This window comes from Streptomyces sp. NPDC050448 (genome assembly GCF_040655295.1).
GTDB lineage: Bacteria > Actinomycetota > Actinomycetes > Streptomycetales > Streptomycetaceae > Streptomyces.
Genome location: NZ_JBFAJR010000041.1, coordinates 1 through 18,203 on the forward strand (window position 1 = coordinate 1; position 18,203 = coordinate 18,203).

The window sequence follows — 18,203 nt, forward strand, 5'->3', positions numbered from 1 at the left end:
CAACCAGGCAGCGACCGAACCAGTGAACCTGAAACCACGTCAACCCGCCCCGACCAGCTAGTCAACACCTCCCGCGCAACGGGGGAACCTCATCGAAGGACCACAGAGTGGTCAAAGCCGGCAGGCTGATCCGTCCCCGGCACAGGGCAGTGGAAGAGGGTGCTTGTCGGCACCGGGCTCCGCCTGGTTCTGGGCCAGTGCCGTCTGCGCGTCGGCGAGGTGCCACTCGGCGGAACCCACCGTGCGTTCCAGCGCCCGAGGCGGTCTGCGGTGATGGCACAGCAGGACAAGACACACTCCCGTACGGGCGCGCAGCGCCATCAGACCGGCCAGACAGCGAGGATGCAGCAAATGGGCACTGCTCTGTTTGGCGACCAAAAGCTGCGGCTGCCCGGAGGTCCTGCTTACCGTCGCTCCGTTACGGCCAGGGCGGAAAGGAGGCGCAGGTGCAGGGTGAGGCGTTGGTGGCACTTGCCACTGCGGGTGGTCGCGGCCAGGACCGAGAGTGCCCGGGTGGCCACCCCCTCAGCCCCGGGTGCGTGGAGAGAGGGCGGCCTCCTTGGAGGCGCTCGCCGACGCCCCGCAGGGCACCGGAGTCTGTGTGGCGGGCGAGGCGGCTCAGCGGAACGCGGCGACGTTGCGGGAAGCCCAGTCGGCAAAGGGGCGTGCGGGGCGGTTCAGGACCTGCCGGACGGCGGGACTGATGCGTAGTTCCGCGTCGCTCGGGTCGCCGAGGATGTCCAGGGTGTCGTCCGCGAGCTCTGCCGGCATGTTTCGGGCCATGGCGGCCCTGGCCTCGTCGCGGGTCAGGTCGTGGAACCGCAACGGCGAGCCGAGTGCGGTGGCGATGGCCTGCGCCTGTCGGCGCGGCGTGATCACCTCCGGGCCGGTCAGCTCGTACACGCCGCCGAGGTGTCGGTCCTCCAGCAGGCAGGCCGCCGCGACCTCGGCAATGTCCCACGGGTCGACGACCGGGACGCCGACATCCGCGAACGGGGCGGCGACGACCCGCTGCGCGCGGACGGAGTGGGCCCACCACAGGGCGTTGGAGGCGAAGCCGCCCGGCCGCAGGATCGACCACTCCATACCGGACTCCTGAACCGTTTCCTCCAGTGCGCGCATCGCGATCCGTGTCGCACCGTACGGCCTGGTTGCCACGCCCTGCGTGGAGAGCAGGACGACCCGGCGAACCCCCGCGGCTGCGGCCCGGGTGATGATTTCGGCCGGGCCGGTTCCGGTACCGTGCAAGTCTCCGGACAGCAGCAGGAACAGGGCCTTCGCGCCGACGAGCGCAGACTCCAGAGCGGCCGGCTCGGCGAGATGCCGCCCGACCCTTCATCCCGACCGGCCTCCCCGGTGTCGTCCTACTCCGCCGGGCTCCGTGACAGCACCCGCAACGGGTCGGCAGCCTGGAAATCCGGCTGCCGACCGCAGGACCCTGATGGCAGAGTCTGCCCATGGTCTTCTTGTATTGCGAAGTGGTCAGATGGGTCGATGACGAACCCCAGCCCGGCCTGGTCGAGGTCCGCTTCACAGACGCCCACCACCAGCAGTGGGCCTTCATCGACAAGTGGCCCGTCTTCTCCGCAGGCGACGACCTGGCCCCCGAGGCCCGCTACCCCATTGCGGTCGGGATCCTCTGCGACATCCTGACCACCGGCAACACCGCGGTCACTTCGGACACGGTCAAGATCTCCGTCACTCCTTGGGGACTCGAATCACGCGAAGGATGCACCGAGTTCGAAGTGCGGGCTGATCAATTGACCACCAGCTGAGGTTCACCGGGCCCCGCCGACCTGACGGTCGGCGGGGCCTACGCACGCTCTCGGGCTCAGTCTTGAGGGTCTGACGTGCTCCGTTCTCGGTCACCAGATGTTTCACCGCTCTTGCGGCGGCTCGGCTGTGTGCGTGCTGCTTCACTACTTGGTCAAGTGAGTCGGCAAGCCGTTCGACGGTGAGGGACCGGAAGGGGATCGGGTCGGTGGCGGCGCCGAGGGCGGCGAGTCACCCCGCCCAGAACGGCTGGTCTGCGGCCACCGGCACGGTGACCGCGGGCACTCCGCCGCGCAGCGCGGCGGCCGAGGGGCCGGCCCCGCCATGGTGGACCACCGCAGCCGGCCGTGGAAACAGCAGGGCGTGCGGCACGTCCCCGATGGTGAGCACGTCGTCCCCGTCGGCGGCGAGCCCCGCGCCTACAAGCCGGGCTCGGCGATCAAGTTAGAGGGGATGCCGGCGTGCGTCGCGAAGCAGGTCGCGTGACCGGTCAGGAATCGAGGAGCCCCGGCCGCCGCCCACCCCCTAGCGTGTTGGTCATGGCAACCACCGCTTCCACCGCAGCCCGCACGTCCCTCGCGTCCGTCACCCTTGAGGTGGCCGACCCCGAGGCCGCCCACCGCTTCTACACCGCCTTCGGTGTGGACACGTACATACGCCTGCGGGCGTCCGAGGCCCACTCCGCCGGATTCCGCGGCTTCACCCTGGGGCTCACGGTGTCCGGCCCGGCCACCGTCGACGGCTTCGTCGCCGCCGCCGTGGACGCCGGCGCCACGGTCCTGAAGCCCGCCGCGAAGTCGCTGTGGGGCTACGGCGGCGTCGTCCAGGCCCCGGACGGCACGATCTGGAAGATCGCGACCTCGGCGAAGAAGGACACCGGCCCCGACACCCGCGCGATCGACGAACTGGTCCTGCTGCTCGGCGTCGAGGCCGTGAAGGCCACCAGGCAGTTCTACGTCGACCGGGGCCTGACCGTGGCCAAGAGCTTCGGCGGCAAGTACACCGAGTTCGCCCCCGGCACCTCCAGCCCCGTCAAACTGGCCCTGTACAAGCGCCGTGCCCTGGCCAAGGACCTTGGCGTCCCCGCCGACGGCACCGGCTCGCACCGCATCGCCCTCGGCAGCACCGCCGACGCCTTCACCGACCCGGACGGGTTCGTCTGGGAGCCTGCCGCGTAGCCCGCTCCCACGCCGCGCTGACTCCCGGCCCCGCTGATCAGGCTCGATGCGGCTGAGGCTCCCCGCCCGCCGGGCCACGGCTACACCCTTGCCTCGATCATGTTGCGAGCGCTGTACGGGTGTTCGCGCCGGACAGGACCGTGCCGAGGGCTGACGGGCGGCGATCGCTAGCTGGTGGGGAGGAAGCCGGCGCCGAGGACGGCCCCGCCTTGCCACGGCGCGCAACCGACCCGCCCTGCGACACGGGGCGGGAACGGCAACGGCCTGCTGATCAGCACCGCCCTCGCGGCCGATCGCCCGGACCGATACCGGCTCTCGGCGGGTCGCACAGTCGCACAGTCGCACAGTCGCACAGTCGCACATCGTGAACCGCGGAGATGCCGCTCGTTCGGACGCGTGGCGCGATTGTTACCAGCCGGCCATACGAGGGGTATTGTCGCCCGGTCACGGACGGCAATCGCCGTCCGTTCAGCCCAGAGGAGCCGACATGACCGATCTGAACTCGCTGCGGGCAAGCCTTGCGTCAGGTGATCACGAGTTCGCCGACACCCTGGCATTCGTCGCAGCGCATTACGAGTACCAGCCGCAGGCGTTCCGCAACGGGGCACTGGAAAATGCCGCAGGTGAGAACGAGGGTTCCTGCAAGACGCTGGGACTGGCCCTGCTGGAAGGGCTGAGCGACCAGGAGGCGCTGCTGGCATTCGGTGAGCACTATCGCAGTGTGCTGGCGACGCCGAACGAAACTGATCACGGCAACATCCGCAACCTCATGGCCCATGGCCTGGCAGGGGTGAGCTTCGCCGGGCAACCGCTGGCCCGCAAGAGTTGAACGGCGAGCAGTAGTCGAAAGCCTGGCTGAAGAAACCGAACAGATCCGGACCAGGCGAGGGCCTTCACCTCGCCGACCGCACCAGGAAACCGACGAATACCCCACCACTGCCTCGCCGCCCGGGAGCACCTCCGCGGCCGTCCGGCCATCGCCGGCCACTCGCCCGCCGAGCCCGGTTCCGTCAGCGGCAGCCACGCCGCCCTCCCTTCCCACCCTTCTGCCAACGCCCGTCACGCCAGCGCCTACGCCGACTCCGCCCTTCCCGGCCTCCACGCCGACTGAGCCGCCGGCCGCTACATCGCCGCGGCCCACAGCTCTGCCCCGCATACGCCGCAGCTGGTGGCCGTTCGGCCGACGCCGTCGAAGACCTTCACGGGTGCCGTAGGCCCTTGCCCTCCGCCCCGAGCCGGGCGGAGGGCCTGCACCCGGCCGAACCCGGTGTCGCGCCCCGGGGCGGGCGGTTCTCACAGACGGCGGAGCTGCGCACAGTCCGCTGGGAGCTGGGTGATGAGGTCGCTGCCGCTGTCCGGGAGGGCCACAGCACACCAGGCGCGGAGCAGCGTGTCCGAGGCTGGTCATCCACTGTGCAGGTCTTTGCGACGTCGGCGGGTTCCAGGATCCAGCTTCGGGTGCAGCCTGCGGCCTTCGAGTTGTGCACGTGAAGTGGCAGCGCCGGGTGCCGGTGCTCAGTGGCGATACGCGGCTGTCGCGATCTCGACGAAGGACCGGATCAACGGATTGGTGTCACCCTCGTTCCACGCCGCGACCACCCGGCTCGGCGCCATGTCGGCCAGCGGTACCACGGTGAACTCCGAGGGCAGGTCGTGTCCCAGGGGAGCGACGCCCACCGTGCCGCTCCACAGCACGGTTTGCAGGCATTCGTGGACGGCACGGACCACCGGGCCCTCGCGCGGTGTGCCGCCGTTCCAGTACGACTGCCAGATGGGGTCGGTGCCCTGCGGGAACTGGAACCAGCGGCGGTCGCTCAGCTCGTCCAGCCGCAGGCTGACGCGGCGGGCCAGCGGATCGTCGGCGCGCAGGACCACGCCGACCGGATCCGTTCGCAGCGCACGCACCGTCAGGGCGGCCTCGGCGAACGGCGCCCGGGTCAGGGCGATGTCGACCAGCCCGGCGCGCAGCCCGCACGTCGGGTCGGTCAGGTCGGTGTCGCGGATGCGGATGTCGATGCCGGGATGCCTTCGGCGGTAGGCGGCCGCCAGCCTGGACACTCCGGGGTCGGTGCCATCGCCCAGGATGCCGACGGTGATGGTCGCGACGCCGGCAGCCGCGCTCACGCGTACACGGACGCGGTCGGCATGCTCGAGCAGGGCTCGCGCCTCGTCGAGCAGCACCGTGCCCACCGAAGTGAGCGTGACGCCGGTGGGCGAGCGGGCGAAGAGCAGGGCCCCGACCTCGGACTCCAACAGCTTGATCGCCCGGCTCAGCGGCGGCTGGCTCATGTGTAGTCGGGCGGCGGCCCGGCCGAAGTGGAGGTCCTCGGCGACCGCCACGAAGTAGCGCAAGGTGCGAAGCTCCAGGCTGCGATGATACCTACGAGGTATCGGTGCCACAGGATGGGTCTTGGACAGCGGCAGGGCTCTGGCGGTGCACTCGTGAGCATGAGCGAAGAAGCCAAGAGCAGCGAGCAGCAGACATACCCCGGCGTGTCGGTGGTGGGTTCTGGAGAAGGCGAGACGATCGTTCTGGGCACCACGCGCATGCGCGTTCTGGAGGACGGCAGCCACACCGGACACCGCCTCGCGATCACCGAGTCCGTCCTTGCCCCGTACACCCAGGGCCCTCCGCAGCACCTCCATGGTCAACACGACGAGGGCTTCTACATCCTCTCCGGCACTGTGCGGTTCACCGTCGGGGACGAGGACTACGACGCCACCGCGGGCACGCTCGTGATGGTTTCGCCCGGCACCCCTCACACCTTCGCCAACCCGAGCGACCAGCCCGCCGTCATGCTCAGCACCTTCTCCCCCGGCCTGTACGTGCAGTACTTCCGGGACCTCCAGGAGGTGCTCGCCGACGGCCGGCCGCTGACGCGACAGGCCAACATCGATGCGATGAGCCGCTACGCGACCGAGCCCGCCACCGACCTCGCCTGAAGTCGACGGCCGGCACAGGCCGGCCGCCCTCCCCTCGGCCCCGGAACCGTGCCGGTGGCGCCGGTCTTCCTGCGGAGCCCACCCCTCACACAGCGGGGACTGGTCTCTCTACGAGGCTCCACGGGCTTTCGTGAACCGGTGGCCCATGAACGGAAAACATGAACATCGCCTACTAAATCGTCGTAGGACTGCTCGCCCTGTTCTACCTCTACGCCGGCACGCTGAAGGTGATCCGCAACCGCGATCAACGCCGACCGATGATGGCCTGGGTCGACCGCGTGCCCCCGCCCGCAGTGAGGGCCCTGGGGACGGTCGAAATACTCGGCGCGATCGGTCTCGTCCTGCCGCCCCTGACCGGCATCGCGCCCTCCCTGGCACGGGCCGCCGCCATCGGCTTCGTTCTCCTGCAGACCGGTGCGATCACCGTCCACCTGACCGGCGAAGACCGCCGGATCGCACTCAACCTCGGGCTCCTGGCCACCGCGGTCGTGGTCATCTGGCTGTCCACCACGCTGTGATCGAGCGCAGCCCTCGAACGGCGGAGGCGGGTCCGGAGTCCCCTTTGACGAGCAGGACGTGGCCGGCACGTACGACCAGGCCGGTCGCGGCTGTGCGGATGCGGTTCACATGGGCATCCCCTCTTGCAGGTAAGCGGCGCGGCCGGCCAGGGCTGCGGCATGAAGCGCGGTGAGCGTCCGAGGGTGCGCTGCGAGAAGATCCGGAAGGTTGTCGGGGTGGTGGAAGGCGTGCCGGTCGTGTTCGGTGCTGAGCCGGATCTGCTGTCCGGCAGCGAGCCTCGCGGCGAAGAAGTAGTCCACGACAGGGCCGGTGCCGAGGACGTTGGCTCTGTGGTCGATGCCGATGAGGCAAGGTTGCGAGCCCAACGTGATACCGGTCTCCTCGCCCATCTCCCGACGGGCCGCCGGCCACGGGTTTTCGCCCTCGTCGACCATGCCGCCCGGCAGCCACCACGTCCCGCTGGCCTCCTCCTGGCCAGGGCCGTACCGGAGTAGGAGCATTCGCTCCTGGTCGTCCAGCAGCATGACGCACGATGCCACGAGCGCCTGGGGCTGCGTCTTGACCCACTCCTCGCGGGGGATCCAGTCAGCCACTCGCGCCTCCCTTTCAGTGTCCGCGGGTCGCAGGCCCGATTGGGCAAGAACCGTTCGGCGGCTCCTCCAACGATCGCAGAACCATGACCGAAGGCGCCCCCACCGCCCCGCTGAGCGGGTCAGACCAACACAGAATGCCCGGACCGGGTGACGGACGCCAGATCGAGGCGCCCACGTTCGCTGGGTGGACGACCTCGACCAAGCCGGTTTCCCACAGCTTTCGGTCCACTGCCGGGAAACGATCTCCAGTCAGACGGGAAGCGATCTTCGCCCGCCTCGGGGGTGCCTGTCAGGGACGCTCGTGGACGGCCCTCGTGCGGCCGACAAGCTTTCTCAAGCCGGTCGGACAGGCGGTCTAGCGCAGTCCGGCGAAGAGATCGCTCTCGGGTACGGCCGTGCCGGTGGAATCCTTGACACGTACGAACGTCTCCATGCCCATCAACTCGCCGAACCTCTCCTTGCCCATCTTGAGGAAGAAGATGTTCTCGCCCTGACTGGCGTGCGCGGCCAGCGCATCGAACTTCTGGCCGCTGAACGCGGTGGTGTCCACCCACGTGGTGATCTCATCGTCGGGGAGGCCGATCTCGGCCATCGCGGCCGCCTCGGCAGGATCCGGCTCCGGCATGTCCTCATGAAACTCGCGCATGATCTCCCCGAACCGCTGCATCCCCGAGCGGGGCATCGTCGTCCAGTACACCTTCGGTGTCAGCCCGGTCATCTCCAGCGCCGCCATTGTGATGCGGTGGGCCTGGATATGGTCCGGGTGGCCGTAGAAGCCGTTCGCGTCATAGGTGACGACCACATCGGGTCGGTAGTACCGCATGAGCTCCGCGAGTCGGGCGGCGCCTTCCTCCACGGGGGTCTGCCAGAAGGATCCGGGGGCGTCGTTGCTCGGCCAGCCCATCATCCCGGAATCGGCATAGTCCAGCATCTCCAGATCGCTGACCTTCAAGACATCACAGCTCGCCTCGAGTTCCCGCCGGCGCATCAAGGCGACGGCCGCCGGATCGTGCCCGGGATCGCCCGGCTTCACACCCCCCGGTCCATCACCACAACGGCCGTCGGTACACGTCACGAGAACCGTGCGGATGCCTTCAGCCGCGTACCGCGCGAGGACCCCTCCGGTCCCGGTGGCCTCGTCGTCGGGGTGGGCGTGCACAGCCATGAGCGTCAAAGGCCGGTCAGTCATGCAGTCCTCCTGCAGAAATACGTCTTGGTCCGGGTGCACGGTGGGCGTACCGCGATCCGGGAGCCCGGATCCTGGTGGGGCAGACGACCTGGTGGTCTCCATGTTCCCCGCTGGTACGGCGCCGGTCCCTCATTCGGTGCAACCTGCCGGCCGGACCGGCTGTTCCCGGCGCGGCCACTTGGTCTCCGAGGCGTCGGTGTTCCAACGCGAACGAGGCACAGACGCGACCTTCGCATCTCAGGACCCGACTTCCTCCGGCACCAGCCGTGAGATTCCGAACAGGAAATTTGACACCCTCCACGACGGTAGGGACTCGTCGCTCGCGGTGAAGGGCGTGCACGCTGACAGGCCGTTCTTCCGTTGCTCAGACTGCTGCCGCATCTGGTCAGTCTCGATCGGCCGACTGGCCGAGCTCGCCACCGACCCACTGCACGCGACCGCCGACGCCCCCGTACCCCACGACCTGGCGGCGGCGCTGCGCCCAGGCTACTCAAACGCGCCAACCCGTCGTCGGGATGACGTTCCGTCCGGCGCCCGGACGACGCAGGGCAGCATCGTAGGCGCCGTTCACTGACCGGCAGCTTGATCAGCGCCGTGCAACGCTTGCTGCGCTCGTGGCGGCGGGCTCACCCGCACACCCGCTGGACGTGGTCCGCCAGCTCGGCCTCTGGCCGGACACCGGCACGGCCGGCAGCAGCCCCCCGGGGGTTCTTACGATCTTCTTAGGAGCACTTCCTATTCTCGCCGCCCATGACGACTCGACGACTGTCCGCCGTGTTCGGCGTTCTCCTTGCTACGGCTCTCGCACACACTGGTCTCGCGCCGACGGCCGCGGCGGCTCCCGCCGGCTCCGGGCACGCGGCCCGGACCCAGGCCCCGGCCCAGTACCTCTACTCATCGATCGGGGACTTCGACACGGAGGTCAAGCCCTTGATCGACCGGCCCGACATCGCGGGTGTGCAGGTGGTCGTGCCGTGGAAGGCCCTGGAACCGCAGAAGGACCAGTACGACTTCTCCGCGATCGAGGAAGCCCTCACCTGCCTCCAGGCACGCCACAAGAAGCTGTTCGTCCAGGTACAGGACCGTTTCTTCAGCGCTCCCACACGGCTCCCGAACTACCTGCTCACGGACCCGGCGTACGCCGGCGGCGCCGCGCCGACCACGAACGAGAACGGACTGGGCCCCGGCGAACCCGGAGCCGTCGCAGCCCAGTGGAACCCCGAGGTGCGCCAGCGCTTCCAGGGCCTGCTCAAAGCACTCGCCGACCGCTTCGACGGGCGTCTGGCGGGGGTGAACCTTCCGGAGACCGCCACCCAGGTGGATCTGGGCAAGGACCGCAGCGGCTACACCGACGAGGCGTACTTCCGGGCCGAACTCGACAACATGGCCTTCGGCGCCAAGGTCTTCAAGCGGACGCAGTTCATCCAGTACGTGAACTTCTGGCCCGGTGAGTGGAACAACGACCACGGCTACATGGAGAGGACCTTCGAGTTCGCCAAGGCCCACGGTGTGGGTCTCGGCGGACCCGACGTCCTGCCGAACCGCCAGGCACAGATGGAGAACTCCTACCCCTTCTTCGAGCGGTACCGCGGGCTGCTCCCCCTGGTGGCGATGGCGGTGCAGGAACCGGACTTCGAGTACACCAACCCCTCGACCGGCAAGCCGTACACCAAGGAGGAGTTCGTCGAGTTCGGCGGCCGGCGCCTGGGCGCGGACGTGATGTTCTGGGCGACCAGCGCACCCTGGCTCCACCAGCCCGCGACCTGACGCACCGGACGGCTCCCGCCGTGGGCGGGAGCCGCAGCGGCGTCAGGTGTGGGTCCGGCGCCGCTTGGTGCGTCCGGTTCGGACACGCTCCGCACCCGGGGGCAATCCAGCCTGGTGGCGGGGCGAGGCGGGGGATGCGGCCGGCGCTGTCAGCGCGTTCGCGGAACTCCTCCAGGATCAGCTTCGCGCCCACGGTCCGGACCACCCGGAAGCCCTCCTCACTCGACATAACCCCGCCGAATGTAGACGGGCGGCGCCTGGGTGGTCATCGGTGAGTTCCTTTGCGGGCTGCATCGCTTGGTGCGGTGCACTGCGCATGTACCTTGCGGCGGTAGCGTCCCTGGGCGGCTTGTTCGGACTCGACGCCGAGGGCGGCGGCGATCTTCTTGAAGGTCAGCAGCGGCTTGCCGGTGCGACTGCTGGTGGAACGGGCGGCCAGCAGCAGCGTGCCTTCCAGCCCGTCCAGGTCCGCGCGGGCCACCTGCAGCAGGGCGAGGGCGTCGGCTACGTCCTCGGCCCGGCCCTCCGGCTCCTCCTGCAGTTCGGTCATGTCCTTCAGCAGCCGCCGGGCCTGGTGGGCGTGGACGGCGTGCAGCGCCACCGCAACGGAGGTCTCCGGCTTGCGTTCGCGTATGCCCTCCAGCGCGTCGGCTAGCGGTCGGTGAGCCGGGCTAGCAGTGCGGCCTGCTTGGCGTCCATCACGTACGGGTCCGGCCGCGCCGACCGGGTCCGGGTTTCGTCGTGTCCGTCATGACCGTACCGTCCTGCCACAGCGCGGCACTGTCAATACCGTGCTGTCAGCATGACGTTGTGCGCGGGGTTCGGTGGGGGTGTGTGTCCGTTGGGGGATCCTCTCCGTACGGAGCATCTGCTTGGCGTGGTGGTCAACTTGCCCTCGGTGTGGCCTGACCGATGATTCTTCCGCGCCGTGCTGGTCTGTACGCCGAATACCGACTCACGGGAGGCTGACGCCATGCGCAAACTGGCTTTCGGCATGAACCAGAGCCTGGACGGCTACATTGCCGCGCCCGGCGACGACCTCGGCTGGAGCGTGCCGAGCGACGAGCTGTTCCAGTGGTGGTCCGACCGGGTGGGGGCGACGGGCCTGGCGCTGTACGGGCGCAGACTGTGGGAGACGATGAGCTCCCACTGGCCGACCGCCGACCAGCAGCCTGGCGCCACACCGGCGCAGATCGAGTTCGCCCGCCGCTGGCGGGACATGCCGAAGGTGGTGTTCTCCTCGACGACCAGCACGGTCGACTGGAACACCCGCCTGGTCACCGACGACGCGGTCACCGAGATCACCCGGCTCAAGAACCAAGACGGTGGCTCCATGGACGTCGGCGGCGCCACACTCGCCGCAGCGGCCATGCGGGCCGGGCTCATCGACGAGTACGCGATCGTCACCCATCCGGTCCTGGTGGGCGGCGGCACGCCGTTCTTCACGGCCCTGGACAACTGGGTGAAGCTGAGCCTGGTGGAGACCCGGACGTTTCCTGACGGCGTGGTGCTGACCAGGTACGAGACCAGGCGCTGAGTGCCCGACGTCGGATCAGCGCGGGCTTCGGGCCACCCAAGGATCTCGTGGCGCTGTGTTCCAAGGCGATCGTGACGTCCCTGCCGGATCCTGTTCTTCACCGCAGACGATCCGTCCGGATGGGGACCCCCTACGTACACCCGACGCCAGGACGTCCGGACCGCCTGACCTTGACCAGCGGTGTTGCAGACACCCCGTACGGTGAAAATCCCGACCGTCGGGGGCTAGACGCGGGCTAAACGACGGCTGCACCAACGGCTGGAAGCTCTGGGAGGAGATCGTGCCACTCGGCTACAAGGGCAGATACCAGCGCGTCCGCGCCTACCTGCACAAGAGGCGGACCTCACCGCGGCCGGTGACCGCCCGGCGCCCTCGCCCCGGACGGTCACCAGGTGGATTCAGCCGCCGTGATCACCCGGGGCCAGGCCGTCGGGCGCCTGCAACCCCGGGGGCAAGGTCCCCGGTTGCCGGGTGTTGGGTCGGCAACCCCATCCGCGCTTTACGAGTGGGCTGTGGTGTCCGCGGGGAAGCGGGTCATTCAGGCGCCGTGCTTGGCGAGGAAGTCGGTGATGAGCTTCTGCCACTCCTCGGGGCGCTCGACCATGGGCAGGTGGCCGGTGGGGATCTCCGCGAGCTCGGCGCCGGGGATGTTCTCGGCGAGCTCGCGGTGCAGGGCGGGGGGAGCCAGGTGGTCGGCGGTGGTGGAGATGACCAGGGTGGGGACGCGGATGCCGGCGAGGTCGTCGCGGACGTCGATCCGGCTGACGAGGTCGGCGTGCTCGGGAGTGCCGTCGGCGATGTCGGCGGCGGCGTAGGCGATGACCTCCTCGAGCTGTTCGGCGGGCATGGCCTCGATGGCCTGGGAGCTGAGGGCGTGGGGGAAGAGGAACTCGCTCACCAGGCGGCGGTCGCCGGTGGCGGCGAGCTTGCCCCAGACCCTGACGGTGAGGGCTTGCTGGTTGTTGGGACGGGCCATGGTGGCGGTCAGGACGAGGGCGGTGACGCGCTCGGGGTGGCGGGCGGCGGCGCGGATCGCGACGGGGCCGCCGAGGGAGTAGCCGTGCAGGGCGAAGGTCTCCAGGCCCTCGGCGAGGGCGGCGGCGACGAGTTGGTCGGCCACCTCGTCGATGTCGAGGGGAGCGGTGGCGCGGGGGGTGTCGCCGCTGCCGGGGTAGTCGACGCCGACGACGGTGTGCTGGGCGGCCAGGCCGTCCAGGATCGGGCCGTAGGTGTTGTTGACGCTGCTGCCGGCACCGTGGGCCAGGACGAGGCCGGGGCCGGAGCCGAGCACGGTGCGGGCGAAGGTCGCTTCGGGGAGGTTGTGTGCGGACATGAGTGATCGGTCCTTCCGGGTGGTGGTGATCAACGGGGATCGGGCGCGGCGGCCGAGGTGCGCCGCTGCTGCCAGGGGCGATCCGTTCGAGTGCGGGCAACAGGGCGCGGCCGTCGGGGGTGAGGGTGTAGGTGGCGGGGCCGGGCGGGGGCCGGACGTGGGTGACCAGGTCCGCGTCGGCTCGTTCGCGCAGCCGGTCGGCGAGCAGCCTGCTGCTGATCGAGCCGATCGGGCGCGTGGCAGTCCGGCGAACCGGGCGGGCGGGTGGCCAGGGTGTGCCGGATGATCCCGTCCCACTTCTGGCCCAGCACCGAGAGCGCGGCGGCCAGGTCCGCATCCGCCGTCATGGCGGGGAGGTCGGCGGGGCCATCGGTTCGGCCTTCCTTCTCGTGCATGCCAGTGCGGGGCATGCGTGGGTTCGGGCTTGGGGGGGGCCGCAGCCGGCCGGGGGACGCCGGCTGCGGCCCCGGGGGCCGCCTCGCCCGTTCCGGCGACGCGAGGCGGCGGCATCGGGGGGTCAGGGCAGGAGGACGGCCTTGCCCTGGTTGCGGTGGGCTTCCAGGTCGGCTTGAGCCTGCGCCGCCTCCGCCAGGGGGTAGGTGCGCCAGACCGGCACGGTGAGCTTTCCGGCGGCGGCCAGCTGCACCAGCTCGGGCAGGGATTCTCCGACCTGCTCGGAGGTACCGGCGCTGAAGCGGACGCCGTGCTGCGCGGCGGCCATGTCGGCGATGGTGATGACCTTGCCCGCATCGCCGGTCAGGGCGACGGAGTCGGCGAGCACGCCGGCGCCGGAGGCGTCGAAGACGAAGTCGACTCCGCTCGGGGCGGCGGCCTTCACCCGCTCCGTCCAGCCGTCGCCGTAGCGGACCGCGGCGGCTCCGAGGGCGGTGACGCGCTCCAGGTCACGCTCGGCGGCGGTGCCGATCACGGTGATACCGCGGGCAGCGGCCAGCTGCACCGCGATGACGCCCACGCTGCCGGCGGCGCCGTGGATAAGCAGGGTCTGGCCCGCCTGCACGCCCAGCTGGCCCAGCACCCGGGCCGCGGTCTGGCCGACCGTGACCAGCGAGGCTGCGATCTCCCACGACACGGCCTCGGGCTTGGCCACCGGCCGCTCCAGCAGGGCGTACTCGGCGTAACTGCCGCCGACGGTGGCGCCGAGGACCTCGTCCCCCACGGCCGCACCGGCCCCCTCGCCGACGGCGTCGACGACACCGGCCGCGTCCAGGCCGGGGATCACGGGGAAGTCGACCGGGGCCATGCCGGCCATCAGGCCGGATCGGATCTTCATGTCGATCGGGTTCACGGAAGCAGTCTTGACCTTGATCCGGACCTGGCCCGGGCCCGGCTCTGGCGGGGTGACCTCCGACAGCCGCAGCACCTCGGGCGCGCCGTACTCGGAGAAATAGATCGCTTTGGACATCGGAAACTCCAAGGGAGAGGACACGGATGCGAAGTGATCCGCGTCACAAGAGTGGGGTCAAAGTGGCGAAACGCCCCGGCAGCAGGCCGTAAGCCCAGGCCGCGCGGTCAGCCGACGAGAGCGGGGTAGTCGGCGAGAACGGGGTAGTCGGTGTAGCCGCGGTGGTCACCGCCGTAGAAGGTGGCCGCATCCGGGGTGTTGAACGGGCCGCCGACGGCGAGGCGGGCCGGCAGGTCGGGGTTGGCCAGGAACAGCGCCCCGTAGGCGATCATGTCCGCGCTGCCGTCCTCGATCAGCTTCAGCGCCTCGGGCCCGGTGACCTCGGGGTAGGTGAACGGGTTGAGGACGAACGTGCCGGGCCAGGCCTTGCGCAGGCGCGCGGCCAGGTCGCGGTCCGGGCCCTCCATCAGGTGCAGATAGGCCAGGTCCAGGCCGGCGAGCCGCTCGATCAGCGCTTCGTAGACCTCGGCCGGATTGTCCTCGGCCATGTCGTTGTACAGGTTCCCGGGCGAGATCCGCAGACCCACCCGGTGGCCGCCGATCGCCTCGGCCACGGCCGTGGCCACCTCGACGGCGAAGCGGATCCGGCCCTCGGTGTCGCCGCCCCAGGCGTCGGTGCGCCGGTTGGTGTTCGGCGCCAGGAACTGGTGGATCAGGTAGCCGTTGCCACCGTGGAGCTCGACCCCCTCGAAGCCGGCCTCGATCGCGTTGCGGGCCGCGTCGGCGAAGTCGTCGACCGTCTGCCGGATCTCCGCCTCGCTCAACTCCTTCGGCGTCACGAACTCCTTCGGCCCCTCGTGGGTGAACACCTGCCCCTTGGCGGCCACCGCCGACGGCCCCACCGGCACCAGGCCCCCGGGCAGCAGGCTGGGGTGGCCGATCCGGCCGGTGTGCATCAGCTGCGCGAAGATCACCCCACCCTCGCGGTGCACCGCGTCCGTCACCGTCCGCCACGCCCGCACCTGACCGGACGTGTGCAGGCCGGGGGTGTCGGGGTAGCCCTGCCCGACCACCGACGGCTGGACGCCCTCGGTGACGATCAGCCCGGCGCCGACCCGCTGCGCGTAGTACGTCGCCATCAGCTCCGTCGGGCTCGTGCCGGCACCGTAGGCGCGACTGCGGGTCATCGGCGCCATCGCGATGCGGTTGGCCAGGCGCTTGCCGCCCAGATCGATCGGATCGAATGCAGTGGTCATGATCAAGTCCTTCAAGCAATGGTTGTGCAGCAGTCGGCGGTGCCCAGCCGGGTCGTTCACGTTCCCAGCGGTTTACCTGTTCGAACAGTAAAACGTGTCGGAGGCATTCCGCAAACGGCTGTGACGCCCATCGCAGCGACCGGGAAGTTGGCAGGTTTTCGTGGGGCCAGCACGGCCGACAAAGGCACGGTCCGGACGACTCGGGGGAGGTATCCTGCTCGAACAACATCCGATGCGACAGGAGCGTTCAGACCATGGCGGAGTCCGCAGCCAGAAGTGAGGGGCGCTCTCCGGCCCCGGCGAGCGGGGCCATTCCCCTGCCCGCAGCCGCCGGCGGAGGACCCATCAGCCACGCGATCTTCCGGGTGGCCCGCACCCACCGCATGATCGCCGGACACCTCCTGCGCCGCGTCGGCCTGCACCCCGGCCAGGAGCTGGTGATGATGCAGCTGTGGGAACTCGGCCCCCAGCGGCAGGTCGACCTGGTCCGCCTGCTCGACTCCGATGCCGCCACCATGACCCGCACCGTCCGACGCCTCGAACACGCCGGCTTCGTACGCCGCTCCCCCTGCCCCGACGACAAACGCGCCTCCGTCGTCGAGGCCACCACCGCCAGTCACGTACTGCGCAAGGAAGTCGAACAGCTGTGGCGTCAGCTCGAAGACGCCACCGTCGGCGACACCACCGACGAGGAACAGGTCACCGTCCTGCGCGCCCTGGAGGACATCGAGAAGCGGCTCACCCGCACCGCCGCACAGCTCAGCACCTGACGGGGTGCACAGCGACGTGGAACCGGTCAGCCCGCCTGTTTCTCGCTCGCGTCGTCGCCGGCGGACGGTTCGCGCAGCGGTCGGCGTCCGGCCTCCCGCAGGTGGAAGAACGCGTAGCAGCCGAGGAAGTTGCTGTGGTCGAACCGCGGCGGAGACAGCCGGGCCAGCAGGTCGTCGGTGACGGGGAAGCCGTCAGCGGCGAGCCGCTCGGCCGCCCGGTCCAGGTAGAGGCTGTGCCACAGCACCACGGCGTTCAGCGCCACCGCGAGCGCGCCGAGCCGGTACTCCACGCCCTCGCGGTGGCTCTGCCTCGGCTCGCCGCGCCGGCCGAAGGAGATCTGGCGGGCCAGGCGGTGGGCCTCGTGATGTTCGGCTGCTTGCCGATCATGCGGCGGTATCCGTCGGTGCCGGTGGATCCGCGCCCCAGCAGCTCTTCTCACTGGGGGAGGCGCACGGGGTGAGGGCCGGCCGGCACGCCGCGCCAGGGTGTCCGGTACTCCCGCAACGGCAATCGCTCCAAGACCGTCGTCACGGCCGGACGGTCGTGATCGACTGATCGGTGCGACGCTTGTACTGCGAGAATCCTGCTTGCGACAAGGCCACCTTCGTCGAGCAGGTCGCGGGGCCGAATAGGCGATACCAGCGCCGCACTCCGGCTCTGCAGGCGGTGGTCGACGCGGTCGCCGTGGCCCTGGCCGGTTCAGCAGGAGCGCGGCTGCGGGGCTCCCGGGATCCGGCTGGTGTGTCGGGACGGGGCCGCTGGCTTCGCCCAGGCCGTCACCGACGCCGACCCGACGATCGTGCAGGTCACAGCCCGCTGGCACCTCTGGCACGGCCTGGTCGAGACGGTCTGGAAAGAAGCCGGCGCCCACAGCTCTTGCTGGGCCGAACACGGACCACCCCTGCGTGACGGCAAGCGAGCCGAGAGCACTCATGAGCGTCGGCAGCAGGTCCACGGGCTGCTCGGCACCGGCGTCAGCCTGCTGGAATGCGCACGCCGACTGGGCCTGTCCCTGAACACCGTCAAGCGCTACGCCCGCCACGACGAGCCCGAACGCATGATCCGAGCCCCGAACTACCGGCCCACCCTGGTCGACCCCTACCTCTAACACCTACGTCAGCGCCGGGCCGAGGAACCGGCCGTGCCCGTCACCCGTCTCCTGCACGAGATCAAGGAGACGGGATACATCGGCAGTGCCAACCTCCTGGTCCGCTACATCACCCAGGGCCGGGTCGAAGCCGACCGTGCCACCCTCTCCTCGCGCCGCGTCACCCGTCTCCTGGTCACCCGCCCTGACCGGCTTCGCGAGGACCAGCTCGTCCTGAGCGACCAGCTCGCCGGCGCCTGCCCGCAGATGACCGTCCCGGCCGCAAAGGTCAGGGCCTTCGCCGCCCTGCTGACTCCAAGCAAGGACAACACCAAAGCCCTGACCAGCTGGATCACCCAGACCAGGGACGCCGACCCAACGTTCCTGCAGTCCTTCGCGAACGGCCTCGGACGCGAACGCGCAGCCGTCGACGCCGCCCTGGCCCTTCCCCATCACAACGGCCGCATTGAAGGAGTCAACAACAAGATCAAACTGATCAGGCGGCAGACTTACGGCCGCGCCGGCCACGCCGGCCACGCCGGCCACGCCGGCCACGCCCTCCTACGCCAGCGCATCCTGCTCAGCTGACCCCGAACCCACCGATCAACGCCTACGAAAATCTTGTAGGAGCCGTTCTCTTTGCAGTCCCTACGTCTCCGGCCGGTGCGGTGATGTCGTCGGGGATTGAGAGTGTGCGGCGTGCGGGTGTTTTGTCGAGTGTGGCGAGGGCGGCGCATTGAGTCATGGACGCTGTTGGCGTATTGGGCCTTTGCTCCAGGGCGCATGCCGGTCGCCCAAGTCTCCTTGGCCTACGCATGCTTGCGCTGGCCCCGAGGCTGCTCGTCTCCTCAAGTCCGCGGTCCCGGTCGCTTTTGCCGCCGAATGGTAAGCAGG

Annotated in this window: 18 protein-coding genes and 2 pseudogenes; 10 read left to right on the forward strand and 10 right to left on the reverse strand. The window is 69.8% G+C overall.

The features are described 5' to 3' along the window. Positions 1–618: 618 nt before the first annotated feature. A pseudogene (locus AB0I68_RS32840) lies at positions 619–1,320 on the reverse strand (NAD(P)H-binding protein); the annotation flags it as partial. Positions 1,321–1,457: 137 nt separating this feature from the next. Between AB0I68_RS32840 and AB0I68_RS32845 the strand changes: the two are divergent. Further along, positions 1,458–1,775 (forward strand): hypothetical protein, encoded by a 318-nt coding sequence (locus tag AB0I68_RS32845; protein ID WP_363181034.1) that lies wholly within the window; start codon positions 1,458–1,460, stop codon positions 1,773–1,775. Here AB0I68_RS32845 and AB0I68_RS32850 read toward each other — a convergent pair. Continuing rightward, positions 1,699–2,190 (reverse strand): annotated as a pseudogene (locus tag AB0I68_RS32850) (nucleotide disphospho-sugar-binding domain-containing protein); the annotation flags it as partial. The gene AB0I68_RS32845 and the pseudogene AB0I68_RS32850 overlap by 77 nt on opposite strands. A gap of 122 nt (positions 2,191–2,312) precedes the next feature. On the opposite strand from AB0I68_RS32850, the gene AB0I68_RS32855 reads away from it, so the two are divergent. Both AB0I68_RS32855 and AB0I68_RS32860 read left to right on the forward strand, forming a co-directional pair. Continuing rightward, positions 2,313–2,951, forward strand: coding sequence for a glyoxalase (locus AB0I68_RS32855; RefSeq protein ID WP_363181035.1), 639 nt, complete (start codon positions 2,313–2,315; stop codon positions 2,949–2,951). A 487-nt stretch (positions 2,952–3,438) separates the two neighbouring features. Beyond that, positions 3,439–3,780 carry a HopJ type III effector protein gene (locus AB0I68_RS32860; protein ID WP_363181036.1) on the forward strand — a complete coding sequence of 114 codons (342 nt, stop codon included), beginning with the start codon at positions 3,439–3,441 and terminating at the stop codon, positions 3,778–3,780. Between the two features lie 686 nt (positions 3,781–4,466). Here AB0I68_RS32860 and AB0I68_RS32865 read toward each other — a convergent pair. Beyond that, complete coding sequence (locus AB0I68_RS32865; protein WP_363181037.1) at positions 4,467–5,303, reverse strand: LysR substrate-binding domain-containing protein; 837 nt, start codon at positions 5,301–5,303, stop codon at positions 4,467–4,469. A 96-nt stretch (positions 5,304–5,399) separates the two neighbouring features. On the opposite strand from AB0I68_RS32865, the gene AB0I68_RS32870 reads away from it, so the two are divergent. Both AB0I68_RS32870 and AB0I68_RS32875 read left to right on the forward strand, forming a co-directional pair. After that, positions 5,400–5,894 carry a cupin domain-containing protein gene (locus tag AB0I68_RS32870; protein ID WP_363181038.1) on the forward strand — a complete coding sequence of 165 codons (495 nt, stop codon included), beginning with the start codon at positions 5,400–5,402 and terminating at the stop codon, positions 5,892–5,894. 176 nt (positions 5,895–6,070) lie between these two features. Then, positions 6,071–6,412, forward strand: coding sequence for a DoxX family protein (locus AB0I68_RS32875; protein ID WP_363181105.1), 342 nt, complete (start codon positions 6,071–6,073; stop codon positions 6,410–6,412). A 105-nt stretch (positions 6,413–6,517) separates the two neighbouring features. Here the strand turns inward: AB0I68_RS32875 and AB0I68_RS32880 are convergent, their stop codons facing one another. Both AB0I68_RS32880 and AB0I68_RS32885 read right to left on the reverse strand, forming a co-directional pair. After that, on the reverse strand, positions 6,518–7,006 hold the full coding sequence (locus AB0I68_RS32880; protein WP_363181039.1) for an NUDIX hydrolase: 489 nt from the start codon (positions 7,004–7,006) through the stop codon (positions 6,518–6,520). Between the two features lie 355 nt (positions 7,007–7,361). Further along, complete coding sequence (locus AB0I68_RS32885) at positions 7,362–8,195, reverse strand: PIG-L family deacetylase (protein ID WP_363181040.1); 834 nt, start codon at positions 8,193–8,195, stop codon at positions 7,362–7,364. Positions 8,196–8,945: 750 nt separating this feature from the next. On the opposite strand from AB0I68_RS32885, the gene AB0I68_RS32890 reads away from it, so the two are divergent. Beyond that, positions 8,946–9,962, forward strand: coding sequence for a hypothetical protein (locus tag AB0I68_RS32890; protein WP_363181041.1), 1,017 nt, complete (start codon positions 8,946–8,948; stop codon positions 9,960–9,962). 265 nt (positions 9,963–10,227) lie between these two features. On the opposite strand, the gene AB0I68_RS32895 is transcribed toward AB0I68_RS32890, so the two are convergent. Continuing rightward, positions 10,228–10,563: a hypothetical protein gene (locus tag AB0I68_RS32895; RefSeq protein WP_363181042.1), complete on the reverse strand. Its 336-nt coding sequence runs from the start codon at positions 10,561–10,563 to the stop codon at positions 10,228–10,230. 372 nt (positions 10,564–10,935) lie between these two features. Here AB0I68_RS32895 and AB0I68_RS32900 point away from each other — a divergent pair, with 372 nt between their 5' ends. Then, positions 10,936–11,499 carry a dihydrofolate reductase family protein gene (locus AB0I68_RS32900; RefSeq protein ID WP_363181043.1) on the forward strand — a complete coding sequence of 188 codons (564 nt, stop codon included), beginning with the start codon at positions 10,936–10,938 and terminating at the stop codon, positions 11,497–11,499. A 538-nt stretch (positions 11,500–12,037) separates the two neighbouring features. Here AB0I68_RS32900 and AB0I68_RS32905 read toward each other — a convergent pair. The 3 genes from AB0I68_RS32905 to AB0I68_RS32915 all read right to left on the reverse strand — a co-directional run bounded on the left by AB0I68_RS32905 (position 12,038) and on the right by AB0I68_RS32915 (position 15,451). Then, entirely contained in the window at positions 12,038–12,832 is a 795-nt protein-coding gene (locus AB0I68_RS32905) for an alpha/beta fold hydrolase (RefSeq protein WP_363181044.1), read from the reverse strand. 517 nt (positions 12,833–13,349) lie between these two features. Beyond that, a complete protein-coding gene (locus AB0I68_RS32910) occupies positions 13,350–14,255 on the reverse strand; it encodes an NADP-dependent oxidoreductase (protein WP_363181045.1) in 906 nt (301 codons plus the stop codon). A gap of 107 nt (positions 14,256–14,362) precedes the next feature. Then, on the reverse strand, positions 14,363–15,451 hold the full coding sequence (locus AB0I68_RS32915) for an alkene reductase (protein ID WP_363181046.1): 1,089 nt from the start codon (positions 15,449–15,451) through the stop codon (positions 14,363–14,365). A 254-nt stretch (positions 15,452–15,705) separates the two neighbouring features. Here AB0I68_RS32915 and AB0I68_RS32920 point away from each other — a divergent pair, with 254 nt between their 5' ends. Next, positions 15,706–16,221, forward strand: a complete 516-nt coding sequence (locus tag AB0I68_RS32920; protein WP_363181047.1) for a MarR family transcriptional regulator — start codon at positions 15,706–15,708, stop codon at positions 16,219–16,221. A gap of 26 nt (positions 16,222–16,247) precedes the next feature. Here the strand turns inward: AB0I68_RS32920 and AB0I68_RS32925 are convergent, their stop codons facing one another. Continuing rightward, positions 16,248–17,054, reverse strand: coding sequence for a Tn3 family transposase (locus AB0I68_RS32925; protein ID WP_363181048.1), 807 nt, complete (start codon positions 17,052–17,054; stop codon positions 16,248–16,250). Here AB0I68_RS32925 and AB0I68_RS32930 point away from each other — a divergent pair. After that, positions 16,962–17,330, forward strand: a complete 369-nt coding sequence (locus AB0I68_RS32930; protein WP_363181108.1) for a hypothetical protein — start codon at positions 16,962–16,964, stop codon at positions 17,328–17,330. The two genes, AB0I68_RS32925 and AB0I68_RS32930, sit on opposite strands and share 93 nt — an antisense overlap. A 33-nt stretch (positions 17,331–17,363) precedes the next feature. Continuing rightward, positions 17,364–17,897, forward strand: a complete 534-nt coding sequence (locus tag AB0I68_RS32935) for a transposase (RefSeq protein ID WP_363181049.1) — start codon at positions 17,364–17,366, stop codon at positions 17,895–17,897. Positions 17,898–18,203 lie beyond the last annotated feature (306 nt).